Origin of the sequence: Sciscionella sediminilitoris, from assembly GCF_000737195.2 — a bacterium.
In the GTDB taxonomy this organism is placed as follows: Bacteria; Actinomycetota; Actinomycetes; order Mycobacteriales; family Pseudonocardiaceae; genus Sciscionella; species Sciscionella sediminilitoris.
Genome location: NZ_JALM01000038.1, coordinates 29,487 through 45,357, shown reverse-complemented (window position 1 = coordinate 45,357; position 15,871 = coordinate 29,487). Strand labels below are relative to the sequence as shown.

General features: G+C 70.3%; 9 protein-coding genes. 7 read left to right on the top strand and 2 right to left on the bottom strand.

Annotation, left to right across the window (positions count from 1 at the left end; genetic code table 11):
* Positions 1 to 303: 303 nt before the first annotated feature.
* From AD72_RS18295 to AD72_RS18280, 4 genes are all read left to right on the top strand, one after another.
* Positions 304 to 2,064 (top strand): fatty acyl-AMP ligase, encoded by a 1,761-nt coding sequence (locus tag AD72_RS18295; RefSeq protein ID WP_031467748.1) that lies wholly within the window; start codon positions 304 to 306, stop codon positions 2,062 to 2,064.
* A gap of 15 nt (positions 2,065 to 2,079) precedes the next feature.
* Entirely contained in the window at positions 2,080 to 8,286 is a 6,207-nt protein-coding gene (locus AD72_RS18290) for a type I polyketide synthase (protein WP_051898749.1), read from the top strand.
* 208 nt (positions 8,287 to 8,494) lie between these two features.
* Complete coding sequence (locus AD72_RS18285) at positions 8,495 to 9,160, top strand: ATP-binding cassette domain-containing protein (protein ID WP_051898748.1); 666 nt, start codon at positions 8,495 to 8,497, stop codon at positions 9,158 to 9,160.
* Entirely contained in the window at positions 9,147 to 11,087 is a 1,941-nt protein-coding gene (locus AD72_RS18280; protein ID WP_031467745.1) for a YhgE/Pip family protein, read from the top strand. Before AD72_RS18285 ends, AD72_RS18280 begins: the two co-directional genes overlap by 14 nt.
* Positions 11,088 to 11,172: 85 nt before the next feature.
* Here AD72_RS18280 and AD72_RS18275 read toward each other — a convergent pair whose 3' ends face one another.
* Both AD72_RS18275 and AD72_RS18270 read right to left on the bottom strand, forming a co-directional pair.
* Positions 11,173 to 11,793 carry a LysE family translocator gene (locus tag AD72_RS18275; protein ID WP_031467744.1) on the bottom strand — a complete coding sequence of 207 codons (621 nt, stop codon included), beginning with the start codon at positions 11,791 to 11,793 and terminating at the stop codon, positions 11,173 to 11,175.
* Between the two features lie 10 nt (positions 11,794 to 11,803).
* Positions 11,804 to 12,103: a hypothetical protein gene (locus tag AD72_RS18270; RefSeq protein WP_051898747.1), complete on the bottom strand. Its 300-nt coding sequence runs from the start codon at positions 12,101 to 12,103 to the stop codon at positions 11,804 to 11,806.
* Between the two features lie 140 nt (positions 12,104 to 12,243).
* Here AD72_RS18270 and AD72_RS18265 point away from each other — a divergent pair, with 140 nt between their 5' ends.
* From AD72_RS18265 to AD72_RS18255, 3 genes are read left to right on the top strand one after another with little or no spacing between them, the layout of a single operon-like run.
* Positions 12,244 to 13,023, top strand: coding sequence for a TIGR03084 family metal-binding protein (locus tag AD72_RS18265; protein ID WP_031467742.1), 780 nt, complete (start codon positions 12,244 to 12,246; stop codon positions 13,021 to 13,023).
* A 14-nt stretch (positions 13,024 to 13,037) separates the two neighbouring features.
* Positions 13,038 to 14,723 (top strand): acyclic terpene utilization AtuA family protein, encoded by a 1,686-nt coding sequence (locus AD72_RS18260; protein ID WP_037346340.1) that lies wholly within the window; start codon positions 13,038 to 13,040, stop codon positions 14,721 to 14,723.
* A complete protein-coding gene (locus tag AD72_RS18255) occupies positions 14,678 to 15,859 on the top strand; it encodes an acyl-CoA dehydrogenase family protein (RefSeq protein ID WP_082469011.1) in 1,182 nt (393 codons plus the stop codon). The genes AD72_RS18260 and AD72_RS18255 overlap by 46 nt, the downstream gene beginning before the upstream one ends.
* The last annotated feature ends 12 nt before the right edge of the window (positions 15,860 to 15,871 follow it).

Here is a 15,871-nt window from a genome sequence, read left to right as displayed (position 1 = left end):
AACTCGGTTCACGTTCGTGTGGCGGACCAGTCGATCGGGTGATACTGTCTTGCTCACTCTGCGGGGTGACTGGAGAGTAGGTCCACCTCGCCGGTCGGTGCGTCCCGGCGTGCCGTTCCGCGGAAAGTTGTTTTCCCGAGGAATGAAAAACTGAGGCCACCCCGACACGTCATGAAAAATCCGGTAGTTGAGATCAAGAGACAATAACAACGAGTTCGCTTCCATTCTGGACACTTGGGCAGTTGACCGCGGCGCCGATTCTTACGGCGGCTGCGGAGACCTGATGAAGTCGGTGGTGAAGAAATGTCGGTCAGTAGTGGTGTAGCCGCGACGGCGGAGCCCGCCAAGGGGCGATTGACTCAGGCGGCGCGCCCGATCACCGAGGATCTGGTGCAGCGGGCCGAATCTGATCGGCTCGCCTCGACCTTCGTGGACTACACGAACGACCGCCAGGGGGAACGGCACACGCTCACCTGGCGTCAGCTCGTTGCCCGTGTGCGGGATGTGGCCGCTGCGGTCACCGAACAGACCGCGCCCGGGGACCGGGTCGCGGTGCTCGCTCCGCAGAATCACGACTATGTCACCGGATTTCTCGGAGCGCTGCTCGCCGGCCGGATCGCGGTGCCGCTGTTCGCGCCCGAACTCGGTGCGCACGCGGACCGCCTGGTGGGCGCACTGGCGAACTGCGCGCCGAAACTGTGGCTGACTTCCTCGTCGAGCCTGGACGCGGTCGAGGAACTCGCCACGACGGAAGGGGTACCCGCTCCGGGGCACATCCTCGCCGTGGACGGCATCTCCGAGGGATCCGGGAAGGACTTCAAGGCCCCGGAGATCGGCCTGGACGAACCCGCCTATCTGCAGTACACATCCGGTTCCACCCGGACCCCGGCGGGTGCGGTGATCACCCATCGCGCGGTGGCGACCAACTGCGCGCAGGGCGCGGCCGGTTTCCCCGCGGACGAGACGAGTACCTGCGTCGGCTGGCTGCCGTTGTTCCATGACATGGGGCTCGTGCTGCAGATCTGTTTCCCGGTGCACCTCGGCGCGCACGCGGTGTTCACCACGCCGTTCGCGTTCATTCTCAAACCCGTGCGGTGGCTCGAACTGCTGGCCGAATTCCCGAACGCGGTCACCGGCGGGCCCAATTTCGCCTTCGACATGCTGGTGAAGAAGACCACCGAGGAGGACCGGGCGCGGCTCGACCTCTCCCGGGTGCATTCGATGCGCAACGGGGCGGAGCCGATCCGTGCGGGCACGATCGACCGGTTCGCCGAGGCCTTCGGCCCGTGCGGGCTCGACCGGTCGGCACACCGGCCCTCCTACGGGCTCGCCGAGGCGACCGTCTACGTCACGACCACCGGATCGGAAGGTCCGGTGGTGCGCGGCTTCGACCGGGCAGCGCTCGCCGACAACCGCGCTGTGGAGTCCACCGCCGAGGACGCCCTCCCGCTGGTCGCCGCGGGGACACCGGCCGGTCAGCTGGTGCGCATCGTGGACCGGGGGACCGGCGAGGTGGTTCCGGACGGGACCGTCGGCGAGATCTGGGTCTACGGGGCCAATGTCGCCTCGGCGTACTGGGATTCCCCGGAGGCCACGGAGACGACCTTCCGCGGGGTGCTGCACGAGGAGGGGCTTCCGGAGGGGCCGTGGCTGCGCACCGGGGACCTCGGGATGTTCCACGCGGACCTGCTGTTCATCACCGGGCGGATGAAGGACCTCATCATCATCGACGGCAAGAACCACTACCCGCAGGACATCGAGGCGACCGCGGAGCAGGCACACGAGGTGATCCGGCGCCAGCACCTCGCCGCGTTCAGCGTGGACGACGGGGAGACCGAGGGTGCGGTGGTGCTGATCGAGGCGCGGCCGGGGACCGATCTCGCCGCGGTGGACCAGAAGGAGTTCAGCCGTTCGGTCAAGCGCGCCGTTTCCCAGGTGCACGACGTGAAACTGCGCGATGTGCGGCTGATTCCCACCGGCGGGATCATCCGCACATCCAGCGGGAAGATCGCCCGCGCGGCGAACCGCGAGCAGTATCTCGACATGATTCGAACCGAAAAATAGCGGACGGGCGGGGACATGACCGAAGCGGAACTGCGCGACTGGCTCATCGAACAACTCGCCGAGGTCTGTTTCCTCGATCCGGAGGAGATCGACATGCACCGGCCGATGGCCGAGCACGGACTCTCCTCACGGGACGCGGTCAGTGTCGCGGGGGAACTCGAGCAACTGCTCGGCGCCGAACTTCCCGCCACCCTGCTGTGGGATCACCCGACCGTCGCCGGGCTCGCCGCGGCGCTCACCGGTGCGCCGGGTACCGGACGGGAAACCGCCGAGGTTCCGGAAACCGTTGCCGGGCAACCGGATGACGCGATCGCGGTGATCGGGATCGGCTGCCGCTTCCCCGGTGCGGTGGACGGTCCGGAGGCCTTCTGGGAACTGCTGCGTTCGGGCACCGACGCGGTTTCCACCGTGCCGCGCGGGCGCTGGGCCGACGAGTCCGCGGCGAGCACTGCGGGCGGTTACCTGACCGGGATCGACGAGTTCGACGCCGAGTACTTCGCGATCAGTCCCGCCGAGGCGCGCCGGATGGATCCCCAGCAGCGGATGCTGCTCGAGGTGGCGCGGGAGGCACTGGGGCACGCGGCGGTGTCCCCGGATTCCCTGCGGGGCACCGAAACCGGGGTGTACATCGGAATCAGCGGCAATGAGTACGCGCACCGCGGGCTCGCCGATCCGCGCTCGGCCGATGCCTGGTGCGCCACGGGTGGTTCGCTCGCGGTCGCGGCGAACCGGCTCTCCTACGCCTTCGATCTGCGCGGTCCGAGCATGGCGGTGGACACAGCCTGTTCCTCCTCGCTCGTCGCGGTGCACAACGCGATCCGTGGGCTGCGTGCCGGGGACTGCCGGTACGCGCTCGCCGGTGGCGCGAACCTGCTGCTCGGCCCCGCGGTCACGGCCAGCTTCGACAAACTCGGGGTGAGCTCGCCGAGCGGGCGCTGCCGCCCGTTCTCCGCGGACGCCGACGGTATCGTGCGCGCCGAGGGGGCCGGGGTGCTCGTACTCAAGCGGCTCGCCGATGCGCGTGCGGACGGCGACCGGGTGCTCGCCGTGCTCGCCGGTTCCGCGGTGAACTCCGATGGCCGCACCAACGGACTCACCGCGCCGAACGTCGAGGCACAGCAAGCGGTGCTGCGCGCGGCCTACGCCGATGCCGGGGTCGATCCGGCCCGGGTGGACTTCGTGGAGGCGCACGGGACGGGAACGCTGCTCGGCGATCCGATCGAGGCCCGCGCGCTCGGTGCGGTGCTCGGCGGTGGAGACCGCGAACCGCTCCGGATCGGCTCGGTGAAGGGAAATCTGGGGCATCTCGAGGCCGCTGCCGGGATCGCCGGGGTGATCAAGACCGTGCTCGCACTGGGACACGGCGAACTCCCCGCCTCGCTGAACTACTCGGCGCCGAACCCGCATATCGACTTCGCCGGTCTCGGGCTCGCCGTGGCCGCCGAACCGTTCCCGCTGCGGCGCGCGGAACCCGCGGTCGCCGGTGTCTCCGGTTTCGGATTCGGCGGCACGAACGCGCACATCGTGGTGCGGCAGGCGGAACCGGTTCCGGAACAGGAGCGGCACACCGGCCCGTACCGGGTGCTGCTCGGTGAGGCGGATTCCGGTCGGCTGGCCGAATACGCGGGCGCACTCGCCGACTGGCTCGGTTCCGGGGACCCCGGCGATCTGGCCCACAGCTGTGCGCGGCGGTTCTCCGGCCCGGTGCGCCGGGCCGTGGTCGCCGAGGACGCCGCGGGTCTGACCGAGGGGCTGCGGGCCCTGGCCGCCGGGCGGGAACCGGCGTCCTCGGCCGCGGTCCTCGAGGGCCGCCGCGCCCGGGCGACCGGTCCGGTGTGGGTGTTCTCCGGTCAGGGCTCCCAGTGGGCGGGCATGGGCACCGAGCTGCTGGCCACCGAGCCCGCGTTCGCCGCCGCGATCGACGAACTGGAACCCTTGGTGGCCGCGGAATGCGGCTTCTCGGTCCGCGAACTGATCACCACGGACCAGGAGCCGGTGAGCATGGCACGCGTGCAACCGGTGCTGTTCGCGATGCAGCTCGGCCTCGCCGCGCTGTGGCGCTCGTACGGGCAGACCCCCGCCGCGGTGCTCGGGCACTCGATGGGCGAGGTGGCCGCGGCCGTGGTGTGCGGGGCACTCGAACTTCCCGATGCGGTCAAGGTCATCGCCGCGCGCTCGCGGATCCTGGACTCGGTCACCGAATTCGGCACCATGGCGAGTATCGCGCTGCCCCAGGCCTCGGTCGAGGAACTGCTGGGCGCCGAACCCGAGGCCGGGATCGCCGCGATCAACTCCCGCTCGAGCACGGTGATCTCCGGGGCGACCGAGGCCGTGCACCGGGTTGTCGCGAAGGCGGAATCCCTTGGGGTGTCGGCGAAACTGGTCAAGGTGACCGCTCCGGCGCATTCCCCGGTGCTGGATCCCTTCGTCGGTGAGCTGAGCGCCGGGCTTGCCGGGATCACGGTCGCCGAGCCGGACATCCCGTGCTATCACACGGTCGGTACCGATCCGCGGGCCGCGCGGAGCTTCGACGCGGGCTACTGGGGGCAGAACCTGCGCGAACCGGTGCGGTTCGCCGCGGCGGTCGAGGCGGCCGCGGCCGATGGATTCGACGTGTTCGTGGAGATCTCCCCGCATCCGGTGCTCGCCGGGGCGACCGCGGATGTGCTCGCCGATGCGGGCAATCGCGGTGCGACGGTGCTCGACAGCCTGCGCAGGGACGAGCCGGCGTGCCTGCGGTTCCACACCGAACTGGCCGCCGCGCAGCTGGCCGGGTTCGGCGCGGCCACCCAGTCCGGGCGGATCGTGGACCTGCCGCTTCCGCCGTGGCGGCGGCGCTCGCACTGGGTGCGCGAACCCGACGCGGGCGGCGGTCACCGGCTGCTGGGCACCCACGTCCGGATGCCGGACGGGAAAACCCATGTGTGGCAACGGGAACGGCTGCCCGAAGCCGAACAGCTGCCCTGGCTGGGTACCCACCTCGGCGCGGCCGAATACGTGGAGATGGCCCGCGCGGCCGCGGCACCGCTGTTCGGTGACCGCCCGGTGGCGATCGAGGAACTGCGGCTGCTGCGCGGGCTGCCGCTCGGCGAACAGGCGCGGGTGTGCAGCCTCGCGGAACAGACCGGGAACTCGGCGGTCCTCACGATCACCTCGCGGGTCGGCGGGGCGCCCGCGCGCACCCACGCGCGGCTCGTGCTCCGGCCCGCGGATAGCGAACCGTCCACGGTGGAGGGGCCGGAGCGGCAGCTCGAGCTCGAGGAGCGCGCCAGCGGCTGGCTGTGCGCACCGGATGTGCTCAGCGAAGTGCTCGGCGCGGCGACCGAGGTGGCCTCGGTGCGGCTGTACGGAGACCCCGCCGCGGCGGTGCGGCTGCGCGGGGACGGGACGGACGGCGTGCTGCTCGACGAGGCGGGTTCGGTGCTGTGCGAGCTGCGCGGGGTGCGAAGTGGAGAGCAGGATCTCCCGCTCGCCCTCGCGGACAAGCTCTACCGCCTCGAATGGGAGCGGCGACCGCTCGAACAGCGCCTCCTCGAGGAAGTGCCCGCCGCGGGAACGGTCGCCGTGCTCGACGGTGACCCGGCGCTGCACGAGGCGCTGCGGCAGGCGGGATACACCGTCACCGAGACCGTGGATCCCTTGCCGGACAAAGTGATTCTCTGTGCCCCGCGCGGGATGGAGGTCACCGGAGGGCACGTGTGGTACGAGCGGCTCTACGAGCTGGTGCGCACCCTGGTGACCGCGGGCGCCGCGCACACCGGGCTGGTGCTGCTGACCACCCGGGCCGCCGCGGTGCGCGACGGGGACCCGGTCGATCCGGTGGCCGCCGCGGTGCGCGCGAGCGTGCGGTTGCTCGCCTACGAGCACCCGGAACTGCGCGCGAGCTGGGTGGACATCGAGGACACCGGGGACTGCGCCACGGTAGCCGCGGAACTGGCCGCGGACACGGGCGAGGACGAGGTCGCCTGGCGGTCCGGGAACCGTTATGTGGCGCGGCTTTCCCGCGCCGAGCTGGCGGTGGAGCCGGAGCGGGGGAGCGTGGTCCGTTCCGACGGCGCCTATGTGGTCACCGGTGGCCTCGGCGGGATCGGGCTCGTGCTGGCCGGCTGGCTCGCCGAGGCGGGCGCCGCGCGGATCGTCCTCAATGGACGCTCGGAGCCGAAACCCGAGGCCCGCCAAGTGATCGAGGAACTGGCGGCCAAGGGCACCGAGATCCGGGTGGAGACCGGGGACATCGCCGAGGAAGGGGTCGCCGAACGCCTGGTGGCCGCCGCGGTCGAAGGCTCGGTTCCGCTGCGCGGGGTCCTGCACGGCGCCGCGGTGATCGACGACCGGGTGGCGCTGCGTGCCGATGCGGAACTGCTTGCCAGGGTCTGGCTGCCGAAGGTGGCCGGGGCGTGGCGGCTGCACCTGGCGAGCAGGGCACACGAACTGGACTTCTGGGCCGGGTTCTCCTCGATGATGGGCGTGCTCAGCTTCCCCGGGCACGCCGCCTACTCACCCGCGAACGCCTGCCTGGACGCGATCGTGGCGCACCGCAGGGCGCTCGGGCTGCCCGGGACCACGGTGAACTGGGGCGTGTGGGCCAAGGCGGGAGCGGTCCGGGACGGATCGGTGCTCGGCGATATCGGCACCACCGATCCGGTCGAGAACATCGAAGCCCTCGAAGCCGCGCTGGCCGCCGATGTCACCGCGATCGGGGTGAATCGCCCGCTCGAGGAACATCTCGACAAGCTGCCCGACTACGTGGCCGAGCGGCCCTTCCTGGAACGGCTCGCCGGTCGGCGGACCGGCGAGGGCGACTGGCCGGGTGTGTCGGCGCTGCGTTCGCTCGAACCGGAACGGGCACGGGAACTGCTCGCCGCGCGCCTGCTCGACCGGGTGGCCGACATCCTCGGAGTGCCGGGCGAGGCGCTCGACACCCGGGCCCCGCTGCCGAGTATCGGGGTGGATTCCCTTGTCGCGGTGCGGATCCGGAACAGCGTGCAGCACGACACCGGTGCGCTGCTGCCGCCCTCGCTGCTGCTGCGCGGGGCCAGCATCGAGCAGGTGCGGGACTGGCTGGGCGCGACGGTGTTCGGCGAGGCCGCGGACACGCCCGGCGAGGTGCCGCTGCTGGTGCCACCGCGGGACGCGGCCGAGCGGCTGCTCGAGACGGTCGGCACCGAGGTGCTCGGCACCGAGATCGGCATGACCCAGCGCTGGACCGAGATCGCCGATGAGGCCGCGATGGAGGAGATCGCCGAGCGACTGACCAGGCGAAGCGATCACGTGGTCACCGTGGCCGCGCTGCGCGAGGCGGAGACCGTGGAGCGCGCCGCCGGGCTGGTGCGGGAACCGGAGACCCCGGACCAGCCGGTGCGGGTGCTGCGTGCGGGAACCGGATCCGGTCAGCCGCTTTTCCTGTTCCATCCCGGAGGCGGGGACACGCTCGTGTACCGGCAGCTGGTCGACCAGCTCGATCCGGATCTCGCGGTATACGGCTTCGACCGGCTGGACGGAAACCCGGACATCACCGACCGGGTCACGGTGTATCTGCCGCTGCTGCGTGAGATCCAGCCGCACGGGCCCTACCGGCTCGCCGGCTGGTCCTTCGGCGGCGCGCTGGCCTACGCGGTCGCTGCCCAGCTGGCGGCCGAGGGGGAGCGGGTCGAACTGGTCGCGATGATCGACACGCTGCTTCCGCTCCCGCTGCCGGATGGGCTCGACGAGGTGGGCATGCTCGAGCTGCGGTTCGCCAGATTCCGCGATGTGCTGCGGGCGAACTACGGGATGGAGATCGACATCCCGCACGAGCAGATCGCCCGGCTCGGCGAGGACGAGCAGGTGGACGCGATCATCGAGCACATCGAATCGCACGGGTTCATCAATGCCGAGGTCGCGCCCGCGATCATCCGGCACCAGCGGACCTCGTACGAGGATGTGCAAGCACTGCAACGGTTCCGCCCGCAGCACCTGTCCGCCCCCGTAGTGCTCTACAGCGCCACCGACCGGCAGGAGGACGGGATCCGCGACCCCATTTTCGACCGGCACGATCTGCCGAAGGGGTGGGACGAGGTGCTCGGCGAGGAATTGGAGATCGTGCCCACACCGGGGCATCACCTTTCCGTGCTCGATCCGCCGAATGTCAACAAGGTGGCCGAGCATCTGCGCGAACTCCTCGCCGGTCAGTCTTCTGGGAAAACCGCGGCGGAACGGAAGCCCTCCGGAATCGGGCGCTGAATTCGGCGATTCCGCCACTGTGCGCGGGGCCACCGTGGTCCGCCGCATTACCGGATTGCGCTGCGAAATAGCGGCGAGTTCACTGGTTCGCCCCGCGCTTGCTGGCTGTGAGATGCCCGTTAGGATACGAAACGTATCGAATACGAGCCGTATCGGAAATGGGGAACTCAGTGATCGAGCTGGCCAGCTCCCGCGAGGGGCACGGACGATGAACGAGTCGATTCCGGTGTTGATCGCGGATGCCCTGAGCCTCGGAACCAAGCGGGGCTGGGTGTTCAACGGCGTGGATCTCGTCGTGCCGACCGGATCGCTGACCGCGGTGGCCGGACCCTCGGGCAGCGGACGGACCATGCTGTTGCTGGCGCTCGCTGGACGCGCGAAGCCGAGCTCGGGAACGCTGCGGGTGCTCGACGAGCGGGGCAACGCGGAACTCCGGCGGTCCGCGGTCCGCGAGGCGGTCGCGGTCGCGCGGGTGACCGGCGCCGCCGAGCTGGAGCCGGACCTGCGGGTGATCGACCATCGCTCCGAGGCGGGGATGCTCGCCGGGAAACCCATCGACTACGAGTGGGCGGCCGGGGTGCTCGGGCTCAGCGTGGACGGGGCCGCCTTCGTCGGCGAACTCCCCGCCGATGACGCGACGCTGCTCGCCGTGGCACTCGCCGCCGCGGCCAAGCCGTCCGCGCTCGTCGTGGACGATGTGGACGCGCAGGTGACCCAGGCCCAGCAGGCGCGGATCTGGGCGGCACTCGCCGAACTCAGCGGATACGGCGTATCGGTCATCGCGAGCACACACTCAGCGGACATCGCGCGCCGCTACGGCGCGGCCGTCTGCGAACTCGGCGCAACCGAGGAGGGAATCAATGCGGGCGTTTAAGCTGGCATGGCAGGAGATCCGGCGGTTCCGCAAACCGCTGCAGCGGGCCGCGCTCGTGTTCATCGTGCTCGTCCCGCTGCTCTACGGCGGCCTCTATCTGTGGGCGAACTGGGACCCCTACGGCAAGCTCAACCAGATCCCGGTCGCCGTGGTGAACGAGGACAAGCCGGTGGACGTGCAGGGCCAGCACGTGGACGCGGGCAAGATCTTCACCGACGAGCTGCGCAACGACCGGATCTTCGACTGGCACTTCGTCTCGCGGGCCGAGGCCGACAACGGCGTGCACGACGGCAGCTACTACTTCAAGATCTCGGTACCGGAGGACTTCTCCCGCAAACTGGCCAGTGGGGCGAACGGCACCCCGCAGCGGGCGGGAATGCTGATCACGCTGGACGACGCGAACGGCTACATCGTCGGGAAGATGGCCCAGACGGTGCAGTCCGAGCTGCAGACCAAGATCAGCGCGGCCGCGGTCTCGGCGTATTTCCAGTCCGTGTTCGGGAACATGCAGCGGCTGCACGACGGCATCACCGACGCCTCGAAGGGCGCCGACCAGTTGCGCGACGGGCTCGGCAGCGCGCAAAAGGGCAGCGGGGACCTCGTCACCGGGCTGGACAAACTCAAGGCGGGGGCGGACAAACTGGCCCCGGGAGCCCAGCAGGTCGCCGACGGGGTCGGCACGATCAACGACCGGGTCGGCCCGGTGGCCAACCGGATCGCGGACTCGATCCCCGCGATCACCGGTACCGCGTCGACGGCGGCGAACGACGCGGCCACCCTCGCGGGCAAGGCCTCCGATGTGTCCAACCGGTTCTCCGGGAAACTGGACACCATCCAGGGGCGGATCACCCAGGTCGGGCAGAACCATCCCGAGGTGCAGTCCGATCCCGCCTATCAGCGGCTCGCCGAGATCGCCGGTGACCTCACATCCTCGGTGAACCAGGTCAACGCGACCGCGGGCACCGTGAAGAACCGCACCGCCTCGGTGGCCCAGGGCGCCTCCGCGGTCGCCGCGGACGCCCCGCAGCTGCAGGCACAGGTCAGTGGCGCGGCGGGCAAGCTGCAGCAGCTCTCCAACGGTGCCAAGGACGTGGCCAAGGGCGCGAGCGACCTGGACAACGGGATCGGCCAGGCCACTCCGGGCGCGAAGAGCCTCAATCAGGGGATCGGCACCCTGCACGGCGGGGCGGACAAACTGTCCAAGGGGCTCAAGGACGCGAAGGATCAGCTTCCGGTGCTGTCCTCGCAGCAGCAGCGGGACAACGCCGCCACGCTCGCCTCCCCGGTGGACGTGGCCACCGAGAACCTGCACCCGGCGGACAACTATGGCCGTGGGCTGACGCCGTTCTTCTTCTCCATCGCGCTCGTGGTCTTCGGTATCACCGCGTTCCTCGTGCTGCGCCCGATCTCCAAGCGCGCGCTGGCCAGCAAGGCGAACAGCTTCGTGGTCGCGTTCTCCGGTTATCTCCCCGCGGCCACCTGTTGTGTGCTCGCCGCCGTGCTCCTGGATGTGGTCGTCAGCCTCGGTCTCGGCCTGGATGCGCGATATCCGTGGGCCCTGCTCGGGATCATGGTGCTCGCCGCGGCCGCGTTCACCGCGATCGCACACCTGTGCCGGGTGGCGCTCGGCGGAGTGGGCAGCGCGGTGATCCTGATCCTGCTGTTGCTGCAGCTGACCACCTGCGCGGGCACCTATCCGGCGGAGACCCTGCCCGGGTTCTTCAGAGCGCTGCATCCGGTGCTGCCGATGAGCTATCTCGTCGAGGGACTGCGGGTGACCATCACCGGTGGGGACAACGCGCACCTGGTGCGCTCGGTGCTCGTGCTCGCCGGCTACCTGATCGCCGCGCTGGCCCTGAGCACCTTCCTCGCCAAGCGAAAACGCGAATGGAGCATCGCCAAGCTCAAGCCCGATCTGAGCATCTAGGCGAGCGAGAACCGAACAGTGAGCGCCCGTGCGACCGGAGCACGGGCGCTCACTGCTGTCTGCTGCCGGTTATTCGGTGGCCCGGTTATTCGGTGGCCAGCCGGACGCCGAAACCGATGAGCACGCAGCCGGTCACCGCGTCCAGCCAGCGGCGCACCCTGGCGCGGGTCAGCCAGCCGCGCATCCAGCGCAGCGCGGTGACCACCAGCAGCAGCCACACTAGGCCGAGCACCGCGTGCGAATAGGCGAGCAGCAGCGCGTCGAAGCCGGTCGTGCCGTTGCCGAGGAACTGCGGCAGCACCGAGAGGTAGAGGGTGAGCACCTTGGGATTGGTGATGTTGGACAGGAAACCCTGGCGGTAGGCCGTCCAGACCCGGGCGGTGGTACCGGTCTCGGCCGCGGGGGCGGTGTAGTTCCCGGCGATCGCGCTGCGCAGCGCCTGCACGCCGAGGAAGGCGAGATAGGCGATACCCGCCCAGCGCAGCGCGAGGAACACCGGCTCGCTGGCCACGATCAGTGCCCCGAGCCCGAGTGCCGCCGCGCTGCCCTGGATGAGATTGCTCGTGGTGATCCCGGCGCTCGCCGCTAGGCCCGCCCGCCGGCCACCGTGTAGCGAATGCTTCAGGATCAACGCGAAATCCGGCCCCGGCACGATGATCACCAGTACCGCGAGCGCGGCGAATGCCCCGTAGTTCTGCCATGTCACGCGCGCGATCCTAGTCCGGGTGATGCCGCCGGGCTGGCGGGAATCGGACCTCGCGGCAGCGCCCGAGGGCTCGCACGAGCAGGTCCTCGACCCCGGCGAGGCGCTCCTCGATGGATCGTACGCGCGCGCCGGTGTCGCCGAGGTCGTGCTTGACGCTCGGGACATCGCGCTTGAGCTCGCGAAGCTGGGTGTTCTGCTCCCGTTGGTTCTCGCCGAGCGCATTCACCGCGGTGAGGACCGCACGGTAGTCGGCACGCTCTGCCTCGAGCGCGGCGAGGCGAGCCTCCGACTCGGCGAGGGTTGCCGTCATGGGGCGTTCAGACCTGTCCCGGCTGACAGGCCTGTCCCTCTCGATTCCCTTCTCACCCAAAACCAGCATGCGCGCTTGATTTTATCTTGGCGCGCTGGCAGGCTCCCCGGAGAGCGGATGAGCTGAGGAACGGAGCGGCGATGCGCATCGAGGCGCTTCTCACCGACCTCGGGGCCGAGAGCGCCGAGGTGGATGCCATGGTCACCGGCCTTGATGCGGAGGGCTGGGCCATGCCGACCCCGGCGCCGGGCTGGACGATCAAGCATCAGATCGTGCACCTGGCCTGGACCGATGAGGTCGCGCGGTTCACCGCGACCGACCCTGCCGGGTTCACCGACTGGCTGCGGACGGTGACCGGGGACCTGGTCGACGAGGCGGCCGAACAGCGCGCCAAGGCCCCGTACACCGAGGCGCTCAGTGGCTGGCGGGCCGGGCGGGAGGCGCTGCACACCGCGCTCGCCGAACACGATCCGGACCGGAAACTGCCCTGGTTCGGCCCGCCGATGCGGGTCACCTCGATGGTCACCGCGCGGTTGATGGAGACCTGGGCGCACGGTCAGGACATCGCGGACACCCTGGGGATCGAGCGGGTGCCGACCGCGCGGCTGCGGCACGTCGCGCACATCGGGGTGCGGGCCCGCGACTATGCCTACCTCGTGCACGGGTTGACCGCGCCGGAGGAGCAGTTCCGCGTCGAACTGACCGCCCCGGACGGCGAGCGCTGGACCTGGGGGCCCGAGGACGCCGCCCAGCGGGTCACCGGCGACGCGCTCGGTTTCTGCCTGCTCGCCGCGCAACGCAGGCACCGGGACGACGTGGATGTGCGCGCCCAGGGAGCGGATGCGGCGCGCTGGCTGGAGATCGTCCAGGCCTTCGCGGGACCCGCGGGCCAGGGGCGTGCGGCGGGGCAGTTCGCATGACCCCGCAGCCACGCATGACCGAGGTGCTGCGGATCGGGAACGTGTCCGGCTTCTACGGTGACCGGTTCGACGCGGTCGCCGAGATGCTCGGCGGTGGCGAGATCGACGTGCTCACCGGGGACTACCTCGCCGAGCTGACCATGCTCATCCTCGGCCGGGACCGGATGGCGAACGAGAATCTGGGCTATGCCAAGACATTCCTGCGCCAGATGCGGGAAAGCCTCGGCCCGGCGCTCGCCCGCGGGGTGCGGATCGTGGTGAACGCGGGCGGGCTGAACCCGGCCGGTCTGGCCGCGGCGCTGCGTGAGCTCGCCGCCGAGCTCGGGCTGGAAGCGCGGATCGCGCACGTGGAGGGCGACGATCTGCGCCCGCGCGCCGCGGAGTTCGGCTTCGGTGAGCCGCTGACCGCGAACGCCTACCTCGGTTGCTGGGGGATCGTGGCCTGCCTCGAGGCGGGCGCCGATGTGGTCGTCACCGGCCGGGTCACCGACGCCGCGCTGGTGATGGGCCCGGCGGCGGCGCATTTCGGCTGGGGTACGACCGACTACGACCGGCTCGCGGGCGCGCTCGCCGCCGGACACGTGATCGAGTGCGGTACCCAGGCGACCGGGGGGAACTTCTCCTTCTTCACCGAGCTCGGCGACCTGCGCAGGCCCGGTTTCCCGATCGCGGAACTGCGGGCGGACGGGTCCAGCGTGCTGACCAAGCATCCGGGAACCGGGGGCGCGGTCACCACGGAAACCGTGACCGCGCAACTGTTGTACGAGATCGCCGAACCCGCCTACCGCAATCCGGATGTGACCGCGCGCTTCGACACGGTGCGGCTGCGCGAGCTCGCCCAGGACCGGGTGGAGCTTTCCGGAACGCGGGGCGAGGCACCGCCGAGGACCGTCAAGGTCTGCCTGAACACGCTCGACGGATTCCGCAACGCGATGACCTTCGTGCTGTGCGGGCTGGACATCGAAGCGAAGGCGGAACTGGTCGAACGGCAGCTGCGCGCCGAATTCCCGGATGACGAACTGATCTTCGACCTCGCCCGCACCGACCGGGCGGACGCGGAGACCGAGCAGCTCGCCTCCGCGCTGTACACCGCGACCATCCGCACTCCGGACCCGAAACGCGCCGACCGGTTCTCCAGGGCGGCCGTGGAGCTCGCGCTCGCCTCCTATCCCGGCTTCACCATGACCAGCCCGCCGGGGAAGGGTTCGCCGGTCGGGGTGTACACGCCCGGCTATGTGGACCGCGCGGCGATCCAGCAGTACGCCGTGCTGCCCGACGGTACCCGCGAACCGATCCCGCACCCCGTTGACGATCCCGGGGAAACCGTTGCGGGACAACCGGAAGCGGTGACCGAGCCGGTCGGCGGAGCGACGATCAGCGCCCCGCTCGGCCGGGTGCTCGGTGCCCGCTCCGGAGACAAGGGCGGGGACGCGAACCTCGGGGTGTGGGCGCGCGACGAACTCGGTTACCGCTGGATCTCCGGACACCTGACCGTCGCGCGGTTGCGGGAACTGCTCCCGGAGACCGCGGATCTGGAGATCGAGCGGTTCGAACTGCCCAATCTGCGCGCGCTGAACTTCGTGATCCACGGCCTGCTCGGCAAGGGGGTCGCCGCCTCGACCCGGTTCGATCCGCAGGCCAAATCGCTCGGCGAATGGTTCCGTTCGCGAGTCGCCGACATCCCGGAGGTTTTGCTGTGAACCCCTTCGAGACCGAGGAACGCACCCGGCTGCGGGAAACGGTGCGCACCTTCGCGCAGCGGGAAATCCTGCCGTACCAAGCGGAATGGGAGCGCGCGGGAGAACTGCCGCGGGCGCTGCACCGCGCCGCCGGCGAGGCGGGACTGCTCGGCGCGGCGTTCCCGGAGTCCGCGGGCGGCGGAGGCGGGGACGTCATCGACGGGCTCGTCGTCGCGGAGGAACTGGGCTATTCCGGAGCGGCGGGCGGGGTGCTCGCCTCGCTGTTCACCTGCGGGATCGCGCTGCCGCACATCATCAGCGCGGGGGATCCCGGGCAGCTGCGCGAGTGGTCGGCGCCCACCCTGGCGGGGGAGAAGATCGGCTCGCTGGCGATCACCGAACCGGACGGCGGCTCGGATGTGGCCGGGATCCGCACCACGGCCCGGCGCGAGGGCGAGCACTACATCGTCAACGGCGCCAAGACCTACATCACGTCCGGGACGCGCGCGGACTTCGTCACCACCGCAGTGCGCACCGGAAGTGAAGGGGCGCAGGGGATTTCGCTGCTGGTCGTGGAGAAGGGTACGCCGGGGTTCACGGTCAGCCGGAAACTCGCCAAGATGGGCTGGCATTCCTCGGACACCGCCGAGCTGTCCTATGTGGACGTACGGGTTCCCGCGGCCAATCTGGTCGGGGAACAGGACACCGGTTTCGCCCGGATCGCCGAGCACTTCGTCAGCGAACGGCTCAGCCTCGCGGTACAGGCCTATGCCGCGGCGCAACGGTGCCTCGACCTCACCGTGGAATGGGCCCGGCAGCGGGAAACCTTCGGCAAGCCGCTGATCAAACGCCAGACCGTGCGCCAGACGCTGACCGAGATGGCCCGGCGCACCGATGTCGCGCGCAGCTACACCAGGGATGTGGCGGCCCGGCACCTGGCCGGGGAGAACATGCTCGCCAAGGTCTGCTTCGCGAAGAACACCGCGGTGGAGGCGGGCGAGTGGGTGGCCAACCAGGCGGTGCAGCTGCACGGCGGGATGGGGTACATGGCCGAGTCCGAAGTGGAGCGTCAGTACCGGGACATGCGGATCCTCGGTATCGGCGGCGGCACCACCGAGATCATGACCGGGCTCGCGGCGAAACTGCTCGGCTACTAGAGGGGCGGCGGA

What these genes read in the sequence shown, in the direction of transcription:
- AD72_RS18295 (WP_031467748.1), top strand. Translation starts at nt 304, where the DNA reads ATGTCGGTCAGTAGTGGTGTAGCCGCGACGGCGGAGCCCGCCAAGGGG.
- AD72_RS18290 (WP_051898749.1), top strand. Translation starts at nt 2,080, where the DNA reads ATGACCGAAGCGGAACTGCGCGACTGGCTCATCGAACAACTCGCCGAG.
- AD72_RS18285 (WP_051898748.1), top strand. Translation starts at nt 8,495, where the DNA reads ATGAACGAGTCGATTCCGGTGTTGATCGCGGATGCCCTGAGCCTCGGA.
- AD72_RS18280 (WP_031467745.1), top strand. Translation starts at nt 9,147, where the DNA reads ATGCGGGCGTTTAAGCTGGCATGGCAGGAGATCCGGCGGTTCCGCAAA.
- AD72_RS18270 (WP_051898747.1), bottom strand. Translation starts at nt 12,103, where the DNA reads ATGACGGCAACCCTCGCCGAGTCGGAGGCTCGCCTCGCCGCGCTCGAG.
- AD72_RS18265 (WP_031467742.1), top strand. Translation starts at nt 12,244, where the DNA reads ATGCGCATCGAGGCGCTTCTCACCGACCTCGGGGCCGAGAGCGCCGAG.
- AD72_RS18260 (WP_037346340.1), top strand. Translation starts at nt 13,038, where the DNA reads ATGACCGAGGTGCTGCGGATCGGGAACGTGTCCGGCTTCTACGGTGAC.
- AD72_RS18255 (WP_082469011.1), top strand. Translation starts at nt 14,678, where the DNA reads ATGGTTCCGTTCGCGAGTCGCCGACATCCCGGAGGTTTTGCTGTGAAC.